This window comes from Paenibacillus sp. P4_E11 (assembly GCF_056401635.1).
On the sequence record NZ_JBFUIX010000716.1, the window covers coordinates 1 to 553 of the forward strand.

Genomic DNA, 553 nt, shown 5'->3' on the forward strand with positions numbered 1-553 from the left:
CTCGGCCAGCTGATCTTGAGTTGTAGATTCACCGAATTTGACTAATACGATATGATCGATCATGTTGATAAAGTCCCCTATTCAATACGGCTTGTAGCCTGATTCCTATTATTGACGGATCAGCTTGGTGATGCGACCGAACTGGGTCCATTCGGCCACGTACACATTATGCTCAGCATCGACACAAATCCCATGTGGCGAACTGAATTTGTTCGGACGGAAAAAGTCGAGCGGCAAATTCGGCCAGCCTTCCTTTTTGTAAGCCAGTTGATGCTCTCCCAAGTGGGTGATCAAGCGATCATTCTTATCGAATATTGTAACGCGGCTATGTAGATCAGGGAAATACAGCTCGTCACCATCATAATAAAAATTGCAAGGCATGTCTATGTCGTCATCAATAAACCGCTTATGTACTCCATCCAACGTGAACACTTGAATCCGGAAATTACCGCGGTCAGCTACATACAATTCAGGTTCAGCGCCACGAAGATCGATCGAGATGCCATGTGGGCAAGCCATTTGTCCTGGCTCTGAACCTCGACCACCCCAAGAG

At 46.7% G+C, this 553-nt stretch carries 1 protein-coding gene; it reads right to left on the reverse strand.

Features of this window, described 5'->3' with window-relative positions:
* Positions 1-108: 108 nt before the first annotated feature.
* Positions 109-553: NHL repeat-containing protein (locus tag AC1DWB_RS37095; protein ID WP_477546017.1), on the reverse strand; the 445-nt coding region annotated here is incomplete at its 5' end.